Genomic DNA, 10,336 nt, shown 5'->3' on the forward strand with positions numbered 1-10,336 from the left:
TTTGGCTCCCCCCTTATTCACCCGAACTCAACTTAATTGAAATCTTATGGAAGTTTATGAAATATGAATGGATAGAGATAGAGGCTTATCGGGACTGGAAAAGTTTAGTAAAGGATGTCAAAAATGTGCTAAAAAAAGTCGGAACCGAATATGTAATTAATTTTGCTTAAGCACTTACCTCCCCGGTAGATTACTTATAATTAGAGATTGCCTGCTAGCATTTAAAGACTTTGTAACTGATGCCAACTCTGATTTTGACTCCACGCTACACTGACGATTCTCAGGCTTTATGGCGTGCAGCTAATCGTCTGGGTTGGCGAGTCGAGCGACTAATGAACTGGCGGCTACCTGATGAATTAAAACTTGTACCCGAACCAGTCTTGTATGTGGAAGCATTGATGACAGAGATGATAGCGGAGCAACTTGGACTTCGCTTACTTGACGCACCAGATGATTGGTTATCCAATTTACCTGAAGAATATCGGAAGCGTTGGGTTTATCTCAGTACCCTCGGTGAAGCACGGAGCATAGAAAAAGCAGCTTTTATCAAACCGCCAAACGACAAAAGTTTCCCTGCCCGCTTTTATCAAGGTAAGGAATTGCCAAGCGATTATCCCGATGAGATGCCAGTGCTAATAGCGGAAATTGTGGAGTGGAAAAAGGAGTTTCGTTGTTTTATTTTGAATCGCTCTCTGAAAACATTCTCAGTCTATCTCCGCGATGGAGAGTTACAGCGAGAGAATGATTTTGTACATACTGAAGAGGAAGAGTGCGAGGTTCGGGAGTTCATCGAAACTCTACTATCAGATGAACAGGTAGAGATTATTCAGGCAACAGTAATTGACGTAGGTATGATTCAAGGAAGAGGATGGGCAGTTGTTGAACAAAATGCAGCCTGGGGAGCAGGTTTGTATGGTTGCGATCCCATTGAGGTTTTAGAAGTGCTGCGGTATGCTGTTGTTGCCGCATAACATATGGTCAAGCTGCGCGTCTCACGATATTTGTAAAATGAGCAGTCAGGAAATCAACTAATAAGTTAGGTACCGGAGCGAAGGAAGTTTCACTTTGAAAACCGAATGCTCTAAAGACGTTCATCGGTTCCAGTTTCCCTTCCCCATAAGCGTGTTAAACCTCTTCGTGCAGTTGAATAAATAGTTATACCGTTAAGCTATTGGTGAGGATAATACTTGAGAATCCTATACCAGAACACAGCATCAGGCTATTCCCTTATTTATGGATAGCATCGCCACTCTCCTTTTAGTGCAATCAAGTCACCTCGTAGACTAGATTGAGTTATAAAACCAGCAATCCCAGGCTTTTGAATGTCTAACAAACGCTTAGACTGGGTAGACGTGGGATATCTGACGCTCTTTGAGTTGTGAGAAGAAACAACAGTTTCTCAACAAACACGCGATCGCGCCCACATGATTCAATCTTTATGATGACTGTTTTTTGACACCTCAGCGGCGTTACCGTTTGGACACTTCATTTCGGAAAAGGGGCGGACAGGTTAATTGTTCCATTTTGCTCAGGAAAGCATTCCTTTTTGAGCAACGCCTATAATCAATCATGAGTAAAAAAATGATGTTGCAACCTTTTGTAAGTTTTCTAAAACTGAGTCTTGTCTGCTTAGTTAGCTCCGCTGTCTTAGAGCCAGCGCAATCCTACGCCCAGTCAGCAGGTTCACTGTCAACCCCTGATGCTACTTTTAAAGGTGTTTTGCAGCAATCAGATGCAGTTCCTTCACAAACAAATGCACCGCTGAAAGCTCAGGTCAATCCCGAACCAGAATCTCGTCCCCGACGCAGCTATATCGGTCTTGGAGGTGCCATCGGTCTAGCGGGTGATACCACTGCCCTAGGAACGGGAGGTCTAGCGATTCTGACCAAGGTCGGATTTACGGACAACCTATCTTTGCACGATGCCACAGTCATATTTGGCGATCGCACTGCAACTTCGATGATTGCCCTGACTGGTGAGTTTCCCATTCGCGGTGCATCTGGACAAACTATTATCTCCCCTTTCCTGGGTGGAGGAGTCATGCTCAGGATTGCCGATGGTCTGAATATCAGTCCACTTATTTCTGGCGGCGTTGATGTTCCGTTATCAAGAGACTTAACGGGCACGGTACGGGCAAATGCAGGCTTCCCCGCTAATCGCAATGCTGATGTCGGACTTTTAATTGGAGTTGGTTATAATTTTTGAGTAACTGGCGTTAATTAGAATGAATTGATTAATTGGTGTTGAATAATTTTAGAATAAAAGATAGTTGTTTCTATTAACAAATCTTCGTCATTTTAAAAGGTACAGACAGTAACCATTACCTATTGAAATGACATCTTTTTAAAGCTAAAATAATAAGTCGCTGTATGGGACGATCTGAAAAGGATGATTATCTAAATCCAAGTTGGGATTCTACAAGCTTTCAAGCTTTTTAGTCCGAGTGACAAGAAGTTTGTCGAGCGCAACAAATAATTTTTTATCCAACATCAACCGACCGCGCAAATGTCACAATCCGCTCTACTTCCGCCTCCTATGTATCCGGGACTGAAATTAACGGCGCTTGCTCCCATGCAGGATGTGACGGATCTGCTGTTCATGAGCGCGATCGCTAACTATGGCAGTCCTGATTATTTCTTTACTGAGTATTTTCGCGTCCACACGAGTTCGGGTTTAGATAAAAACATCCTCAGATCAATTACAGAGAACTCCACCGGACGCCCCGTCTTTGCTCAGCTCATTGGTGAGAGCGTTTCCGATCTTGTACGCATTGCGAAAGAACTAAGTCGCTATCCAGTCGCGGGTATCGACCTGAATATGGGATGTCCCGCGCCAAGAATTTATCGCAAAAACGTGGGTGGAGGACTGTTACGCGATCCTGAAAAGATTAGCCAGATCCTTGGCGAGTTGAGGGGGGCAGTCGATGGGCTTTTGACCGTCAAAATGCGAATTGGCTTTGAAGATACCGCTAATTTCGATCGTATCCTCGACTTAATTAACCTGCACAACATCGATTTGCTCAGCTTGCACGGTCGTACTGTTAAGGAGATGTATTATGGCAACGTGCATTACGATCTGATTGCCCATGCCGTACAACGGGTGAATTGCCCAGTTTTAGCCAACGGAAACGTGACATCTGCCGCAACAGCAGCAGCGGTTCTAGACACGACAGGCGCAGCAGGGGTGATGATCGGTCGCGCTGCAATCCGAAATCCTTGGATTTTTAAGCAAATTCGCCAATACCTGGGCGGTCAACCTGTTTCTATCGTAACGCTGGGTGAAGTTCGCGGTTACATTGAGCTACTGCGCCGAACGATGACAGCATGGACGGTACCGGAGAAAGCGCGGGTTAGTTATATGAAAATGTATCTAAATTACATCGGTCAGAGTGTGGATGCCGCCGGATCTTTTTTAAAAGATATGCGCCTATCCCAGACTGAAGCGGAACTATTTGGAGTATGCGATCGCTATTTATTAAGCAACCCCGACCAAGAATTTGCTTCGGAGCCATATCCTAGACTTCTGGCTCGTCCTAGCTGCGAGACTGCCCGCGAATTGATAGCAAAATAAAAATGGAGAATTCAGCGCGATCGCCATCCTAAATCATTTGTGAAGGCGAGAACCCCGACTTTTTAGAAAAGTCGGGGTTCTGAAAGGTAGGCATCTCACAACTAAAATAGGATTGCTATCGTTGTTGCGTGTTTGTTTCGCTTACCGAGCAGCGGTACAACCAGTAAGGACTGAGGCAGGAACGGGTACATTAGAATTTTCCAAACCTCGTAATTGCTGTCGATAGGCTACTAACTGACTTTGGGTGTTTGGATCGCGGACAACTTTTCTCATTCGATCGATTACTTTGATCGCTTGCGTCCAATTTTGAGTGCAGACTGCCTTTTGTAAAGAGGCGTTGAGGTTTTCCTTGGGGACGTTCCGGGCTGCCGATGGATTTTTAGTAAGTTTGAAAGAAGTCAAAAAACCATCAATACTTTTAACTAAGTCTTCTTCTTTATCCGTTACTACGAAGACCTGGTAAAATCGTCTCCGGTCTACCAAATAAAATCTACTTTTAACGATTACTCCTTGAGAGAGTTGCAGTTTAAATTCTCTTCCGGGGTAACTTCCTAAATTAATATTTCGTTGGCTTAAAAGCTTCCCTTTTGAACTATTTGCAAATCCAGTAATTGCCCCAGCCAAGAAACTGTTAACATCACTAGGAGTCTTGATCAGATTAGCCGGGAGGTCGGAATAACCAACGACATAACCGGCTTGATTTGGTCGGAAACTCTGGAAGAGTTGGACTTTAATTGGCCCACCTTTAGTCTGAATCGTTTCCTGACTTTGGTTCGGTGCACCGGGCATCAACACGGTGAAGCCGCCTGCGCGTGAAGCGAAGGGCTTCCATACCGACTGAGCGAGTAGAATCGGTTGCTCAGCTTGCACTGCATTAATGATAGGAGCGCCACCCGCTAGGAAGGTGGTTAGGAAAAGAGAATAAAGAAGTGGATTTTTCATTTCAGGTAGAGTCCAATCAAGCGATCGCAATGAGATATCGAGCGAAAATGGATCTGTAGCTTCTTCTAATCTAGCCTTGAGCCATCCTCAATTATCCCAAACCAATGCGGCTGCTGGGGGTCACACATCCTCTGCACGCACCAATCTGCAAGAAACTCACTTCAATCGCGCTCGCGCCAGTCTGCGGCAAGCGCTGTCTTGGTATTCCCACACTCGCAGCCAACGGCACCCTTCAAAATTAGAAGCAACCGCAGCGCTGCAAACCGAACTGGATTTTTTGAAGTCTACGCTGGATAAGTTAGACCAAGGTGTGATTCGGATAGCCGCTTTTGGTTTGGTCAGTCGCGGCAAATCAGCAGTGTTAAATGCCTTAGTGGGGCAGAAAATTCTGCAAACTGGGCCGCTGAATGGGGTGACTCAGTGGCCCCGTTCGGTGCGCTGGACGCCTAACGCGGCGGGTAAGGTGCAGGTGGAATTGATTGATACGCCTGGATTGGATGAAATTCAGGGGCAAGCGCGAGCAGAAATGGCGCGGGAAGTAGCGCGTCAATCTGACCTGATTTTGTTTGTGGTGGCGGGTGATATCACGCGAACGGAGTATCAAGCGCTGTGCGAATTGCGATTGAGCCAGAAGCCTTTGATTTTAGTATTTAACAAAATTGACCTATATCCGGAGCAAGACCGACAAGCAATTTATCAACAGTTGCAAATTCTGGGTGCTGGCAGTCGGGAGACGCGATCGCTTCCGTCTTTACAAGAGGATGAAATTGTCATGGTGGCGGCGGAACCTGCACCGCTGGAGGTGCGAGTAGAGTGGCCCGATGGTCGCGTCACGCAGGAATGGGAGACGCCGCCGCCGCAGGTTGATGAGTTGAAGCAGAAGATTTTGGGGATTCTGAATCGAGAAGGGCGATCGCTTTTAGCGCTCAATGCCTTAGTTCAGGCGCGAGAAGCTGAAGAAAGCATTGCTCAGAAAGTGGTGGCGGCTCGTGAAACTGAAGCGGAGCAGCTAATTTGGAGCTATGTGAGATACAAAGCGATCGCAGTTGCGCTCAATCCGGTTGCTGTTTTGGATGTCTTGGCAGGAACGGTGGCGGATTTGGCGCTGATTCGCTCCTTGTCGCGGCTGTATGGGTTGCCGATGACGGGTTATGAAGTTGGAAAGCTGTGGAAAACCATTGTGTTTAGTTCGGGCGGCTTGCTGCTGGGTGAATTCGGCAGTAGTTTAGTTTTCGGGTTGGGCAAGAGTGCGGCAGCGATTGGGGCTGGGGAGAGTCCAACCAATATTACGGCTTATGGCGGTGCAGCGATCGCCCAAGCTGGTATCGCCGGATATGGAGCTTATGCAGTCGGTCGGGCGGCGCAGGTGTATCTAGAACAAGGCTGCACCTGGGGACAGTTGGGAGCGAATACCGTCATTCAAGAGATTCTCAATCAGGTAGAACCGAATACAATTCTTTATCGCTTGCGGCAGGAATTGTTGCAATTCGGCGGGACATCTCAAAGCAATCAAAGCAAATAGATGAACGCAAAACCTAACCCCCAACCCCTTCCCTCACAGGGAAGGGGTGCAAGAGAAGTTCTCAGTTTGATTCGACTGTTAAATTCAGATCAAGATTGTACTTGGGAAGAATCAGCAGCACGATCGGCAGCGCCTAATTCTGATTCTGCACGGCTTCGCATGGACTCTTGTAAGTGTTCGTCGTGGTGACGGTGCTGCGACATCAATTCCCGCGCCTGTTCTTGGGTATGGGCGTCAGCAGGGTGGTTTTGATGTACCTCAGCCTCTGCACGGCTTCGCATCGACTCGTGTAAGTGTTCGTCGTGGTGACGGTGCTGTGCCATCAATTCCCGTGCTTGGTCTTGGGTACTCATGCTTTGACCCTCTACTTTTAAGGCTTGCTTCTGTCTCAATTTGACCTGAATAGAGCCAAACGGTATCAAAACTGACAGAAAAATTTACGATTTAAGATTATCTCGAAAGTGAGATGCAGCGGATTCGGTAATCTGTCTAATGGCTTGCAAACTCGGCGCTGGTGTGGCGCTATCCATATCCAACCACAACAGATACTCGATATTACCAGCAGGGCCAGTTATGGGCGACCAACTTAAGGCGCGATATTGCCATCCCAACACTTGCGCGGCTTGTAACACTTGGAAAATAGCATCTGCCTGATCGTCAGGATCTCGCACCACACCTTTTTTACCAACACGCGATCGCCCAACTTCAAACTGCGGCTTTACTAGCAATACCGCTTCTCTAGGAGGCTGTGTCAATTTCCACAAAGCATCGAGAATTTTGGTTAGGGAAATAAACGAAACATCTACAACTGTTAAATCTGCTGGCGGTTCATCACCGTACAATTCCTCTGGGGTGAGATAGCGCAGATTAGTCCGTTCTTTCAACACTACCCGCGTATCATTGCGTAATTTCCAGTCAGCTTGTCCGTAACCAACATCAACGCCATAAACTTTTTTTGCCCCAGCTTGCAGCAAACAATCGGTGAATCCGCCAGTAGAAATTCCGCCATCTAAGCAAATTCGATCTTGTACGGAAATGCCAAATTCTTCAAGTGCTTTGGAGAGTTTTTCACCGCCTCTGGAAACAAAACGCGATCGCTCTTTAATTTTAATTTGCGCCTCGGTTTCTACCTCAGTTCCCGGCTTATCAATGACCTGCTGATTGACCATTACTTCCCCAGCCCGAATTAGCCGTTGTGCTAACTGCCGGGAGGTGCATAAATCAAGTTCTACTAATAAGGTGTCAAGTCGTTGTTTCGCCATTAATTATATATATTAGGGATTGCTTGCGTGCAAGTTAATAGAGCAAAGCGATCGCAATCGAAAAGGAACTCCGCTGGTTAGTTATTACACACTATTTAAAGGATAGCTACTTAATCGCTTACCTCCCAGGTTCTTCGCCCCTTCCTCCCACGTTCGCTGCTTCGATCGAGTCGAAGCCACGGATACTTATCCTCTCGTAAACAGTATGTATGCTCTAAAAGTTAGGGCACGCAAGCATTACCTAGACAATTAATGCATCCAAAAAACCACGCTTTCCAAGTCGTGCGATCGCAGATGCAACTTGCAGTCTTGGACAAGCAAGAGTTTCAGCAGTAGCGCTGACATCTAGAGAACCAAGACGCTGTACCGTATCTAATACTTTACCGTCAAATTCCAAGTTACGGAATTCGCTAGTTAGCATAGCTACCATCTGACTGATAACATCTTTAGCTTCGCGGACAGAGGCACATTGTCCACTCGTGCCAGTTGCGATCGCGGTAAACGACTGCAACGTAGCGCGATCGCTTCCCATGCACAGCGCATGAACCGTTACTCGCTGATTTTCCGCCGCCGCCGTTACCGACTGCACCGTTAAACCATTAGGATATCGCGCCGGATCGGTATGCGTGAAGCCCTCAGCGTCACGATCTGCGTGGAAACCGTGTGGCGGTGCATCACCCACCAACAGAATAAAGCGACAACTGTTGCGTCTCCACTTCATCTGGTTAGCCGCATCCTGAACACCATCATAAACAGCTTCCGGATGATCTCCACCCCCATTCGCTTCTAGTTGGTTGATGTTCTTCTGCATCTCCTGCAACTTTGCAGTCAGCGGATAGATACGAGTTACAAAAGTCGTGTCTTGTGGAGGGTGATCGCGGTATTCTACTAAACCGACTTGCAAATCGATATCACTGTCAGCTGACAACAGACGAATTGTATCCAACAATTGCTGTTTTGCTTCTTGGATGAAACCACCCATACTGCCAGTTGTATCAATTACAAAGCACAAGTCAACATGATTGAGAGCTTTTGTCATAATTAGTCTTACCTTTCTTAATTGAAGAATATCTGGCGAATGGAATTCGCGGCTAGACATACGAAGAATACCTGGCGAATAGAATTCGCGGCTAGACAAACCAAGTCCGCCTGCGCGGACTAAATGCGATAATCGTGGTTGAAAAATTTGCATATTTAGGTTGAGAAGAGATGAGGTCGAATTTCACGCAGTTGTATCTCCATTGTGTTTGGGCAACGTGGGATAGATTGCCTCTTATTACACCTGATATTCAGAAGGTAATTTATGCAGCCATAATTAGGCAGTGCGAACAACTCGGATGCACAGCGATCGCTGTTGGCGGTATTGAAAATCATGTCCATCTTTTGACAAGTTTCCCATCTACTCTGGCTGTATCTGATTTAGTTAAGCAAGTTAAAGGTAGTTCTTCTCATCTAATTACTCACGAAATTAAACCTAGTGAATTTTTTAAATGGCAAGGCAGCTATGGGGCTTTTACTGTCAGCCATGATGCTATCGATAAAGTGGCTGATTACATCCGAAACCAGGCGATTCACCACCGACAGAAATCAACTATTTCTTCTTGGGAATTGATTCCTAAATAATTTATTTTAGGTTGGGCGGTTGAAAACGCAGCTACACAGGCTAAACCCGCCTCCGCCGGTTTCAATATCCTCAATTTTCTGATAGTCCGCGAAGGCAGACTTCGTTTGTGTAGCCGCGAATTACATTCGCCAGGGCTTTCTGGTGAGATAGTTATCAAATAGGTAAGAAAAGTTATTGGTTAGGCGGAACGAATAAATCGTGCTTGAGAATACGGGAATAGATTTGCCTAATGATGTCTTCTATCTCCTGGCTCTTGCGATCTAAGTCGGCATCAGATGCTCCCTCATGTAAAATCTTGCTACAAATGTTATAAGCTTCGTCAATCATAGAAACAGCATCTGGATTTTCAGGAAGATGCTCCTTCACAAGGCGTTTGATGGCTTGAGAAATCGATTCGCGCTCTAGCTCCCGAATCCGACCTTGGACTGACGCTCTAATATTGTCAGGAATAGAGGCTGTGTTGCTTAACTGTTCGACGAAACTGCCAATTAAATCCTGAAGTTCTGGGTTGGGGTAACGATTGCGTTTAGCTAGCGGTTCGAGAGAAGAGACAAGTCCAACAAATCGGGAACGCTCTGTCGTTTCCAACCTTGCTGATGCAAACAACTCCATAGATACCAAGAGTTGTCGGTCAACCTCAAGGTCAGCCGAAAATATTTCGTTAATACGCTCCACCATACTACTGCTGCTCATGACTACTCTGAAACTTACACTCATCATGAACCCCGATCCGCCTCTGCCCTGTTGGGTTCGATCAAAGACCATACAAGGCAATGGAGTGTGATAATCCAGCAGGAGTGGATGCTTCCTTGAAATCGCTGCCCAGAGAAGAGCTAGTGAGAGCTTTAAACCCTTCTGTTCAGCTTCACCCGCAGTTGCAAATCCCTCTACGTAGACATCCAGCTTTTTGGCAGTTTTTCTCCTCCCCCTAAACTGGCTTTCGTCCTTTTCCTCCTTTAACGGCACTATGCGGACAATGGACTCCTTATCGTTAAGCAGCAGGGAAGCCTCTCCATCGAAGCCAGACTCATCTGTTTCACCCAAGACAATTCCAACCTTTGCTCCGTAGGGACGACGGTTTGGACTATCAGAAATTATTTTTCTGGGGTCAGGCTTGCTTCTGCTCATTGAATGACAGTAATTAAAATATGAAGTTGTTGCCTAGCCATTGATCTAGACAACAACCTATAGCCTAGCAAACGAGTTTGTTATTGTTAGACCGCACCTTACGACAACTGAGGTACCTCTATCTCACATCCCTTACTGGCAGGGTTGTCTCCAGAATCTCCATCAACAACTCTAACGGTGCTTAAACGAAAAACAAGACTCTAAAAAGGTATAATACAGACATGGCAACCATTTCACGTTATGGTGTGATAAATGAAAGAGACAACTCCCGCCGCCATGCCCCCTTGC

11 protein-coding genes are annotated in these 10,336 nt (G+C 46.3%); 6 read left to right on the forward strand and 5 right to left on the reverse strand.

Features of this window, described 5'->3' with window-relative positions; genetic code table 11:
• The 4 genes from H6F52_RS02095 to H6F52_RS02110 form a co-directional block, all read left to right on the forward strand.
• Window positions 1-170 (forward strand): transposase (locus H6F52_RS02095; RefSeq protein WP_190531622.1); only part of this gene is annotated, 170 nt, incomplete at its 5' end.
• Window positions 171-239: 69 nt separating this feature from the next.
• Window positions 240-971 carry an ATP-grasp domain-containing protein gene (locus tag H6F52_RS02100; protein WP_190531624.1) on the forward strand — a complete coding sequence of 244 codons (732 nt, stop codon included), beginning with the start codon at window positions 240-242 and terminating at the stop codon, window positions 969-971.
• A gap of 610 nt (window positions 972-1,581) precedes the next feature.
• Window positions 1,582-2,205: a hypothetical protein gene (locus tag H6F52_RS02105; RefSeq protein WP_206754021.1), complete on the forward strand. Its 624-nt coding sequence runs from the start codon at window positions 1,582-1,584 to the stop codon at window positions 2,203-2,205.
• 300 nt (window positions 2,206-2,505) lie between these two features.
• On the forward strand, window positions 2,506-3,570 hold the full coding sequence (locus H6F52_RS02110) for a tRNA-dihydrouridine synthase family protein (protein WP_190531628.1): 1,065 nt from the start codon (window positions 2,506-2,508) through the stop codon (window positions 3,568-3,570).
• 141 nt (window positions 3,571-3,711) lie between these two features.
• On the opposite strand, the gene H6F52_RS02115 is transcribed toward H6F52_RS02110, so the two are convergent.
• Window positions 3,712-4,512: a hypothetical protein gene (locus H6F52_RS02115; RefSeq protein ID WP_190531630.1), complete on the reverse strand. Its 801-nt coding sequence runs from the start codon at window positions 4,510-4,512 to the stop codon at window positions 3,712-3,714.
• Window positions 4,513-4,657: 145 nt separating this feature from the next.
• On the opposite strand from H6F52_RS02115, the gene H6F52_RS02120 reads away from it, so the two are divergent.
• Window positions 4,658-6,034: a GTP-binding protein gene (locus H6F52_RS02120; protein ID WP_347276178.1), complete on the forward strand. Its 1,377-nt coding sequence runs from the start codon at window positions 4,658-4,660 to the stop codon at window positions 6,032-6,034.
• Window positions 6,035-6,123: 89 nt separating this feature from the next.
• On the opposite strand, the gene H6F52_RS02125 is transcribed toward H6F52_RS02120, so the two are convergent.
• From H6F52_RS02125 to H6F52_RS02135, 3 genes are all read right to left on the reverse strand, one after another.
• Entirely contained in the window at window positions 6,124-6,387 is a 264-nt protein-coding gene (locus tag H6F52_RS02125) for a hypothetical protein (RefSeq protein WP_190531634.1), read from the reverse strand.
• 84 nt (window positions 6,388-6,471) lie between these two features.
• Entirely contained in the window at window positions 6,472-7,296 is an 825-nt protein-coding gene (locus H6F52_RS02130; RefSeq protein WP_190531636.1) for a TlyA family RNA methyltransferase, read from the reverse strand.
• Between the two features lie 241 nt (window positions 7,297-7,537).
• Window positions 7,538-8,335 carry a vWA domain-containing protein gene (locus H6F52_RS02135; RefSeq protein ID WP_190531638.1) on the reverse strand — a complete coding sequence of 266 codons (798 nt, stop codon included), beginning with the start codon at window positions 8,333-8,335 and terminating at the stop codon, window positions 7,538-7,540.
• Window positions 8,336-8,505: 170 nt separating this feature from the next.
• On the opposite strand from H6F52_RS02135, the gene tnpA reads away from it, so the two are divergent.
• On the forward strand, window positions 8,506-8,919 hold the full coding sequence (gene tnpA, locus H6F52_RS02140) for an IS200/IS605 family transposase (protein WP_190531640.1): 414 nt from the start codon (window positions 8,506-8,508) through the stop codon (window positions 8,917-8,919).
• 172 nt (window positions 8,920-9,091) lie between these two features.
• Here the strand turns inward: tnpA and H6F52_RS02145 are convergent, their stop codons facing one another.
• Window positions 9,092-10,048, reverse strand: coding sequence for a hypothetical protein (locus tag H6F52_RS02145; RefSeq protein WP_190531642.1), 957 nt, complete (start codon window positions 10,046-10,048; stop codon window positions 9,092-9,094).
• Window positions 10,049-10,336 lie beyond the last annotated feature (288 nt).

It is taken from the genome of Coleofasciculus sp. FACHB-542 (genome assembly GCF_014695825.1).
In the GTDB taxonomy this organism is placed as follows: domain Bacteria; phylum Cyanobacteriota; class Cyanobacteriia; order Cyanobacteriales; family FACHB-T130; genus FACHB-T130.

Coding starts and splice junctions, on each gene's coding strand:
- H6F52_RS02100 (WP_190531624.1), top strand. CDS start 240: ATGCCAACTCTGATTTTGACTCCACGCTACACTGACGATTCTCAGGCT.
- H6F52_RS02105 (WP_206754021.1), top strand. CDS start 1,582: ATGATGTTGCAACCTTTTGTAAGTTTTCTAAAACTGAGTCTTGTCTGC.
- H6F52_RS02110 (WP_190531628.1), top strand. CDS start 2,506: ATGTCACAATCCGCTCTACTTCCGCCTCCTATGTATCCGGGACTGAAA.
- H6F52_RS02115 (WP_190531630.1), bottom strand. CDS start 4,512: ATGAAAAATCCACTTCTTTATTCTCTTTTCCTAACCACCTTCCTAGCG.
- H6F52_RS02125 (WP_190531634.1), bottom strand. CDS start 6,387: ATGAGTACCCAAGACCAAGCACGGGAATTGATGGCACAGCACCGTCAC.
- H6F52_RS02130 (WP_190531636.1), bottom strand. CDS start 7,296: ATGGCGAAACAACGACTTGACACCTTATTAGTAGAACTTGATTTATGC.
- H6F52_RS02135 (WP_190531638.1), bottom strand. CDS start 8,335: ATGACAAAAGCTCTCAATCATGTTGACTTGTGCTTTGTAATTGATACA.
- tnpA (WP_190531640.1), top strand. CDS start 8,506: ATGAGGTCGAATTTCACGCAGTTGTATCTCCATTGTGTTTGGGCAACG.
- H6F52_RS02145 (WP_190531642.1), bottom strand. CDS start 10,048: ATGAGCAGAAGCAAGCCTGACCCCAGAAAAATAATTTCTGATAGTCCA.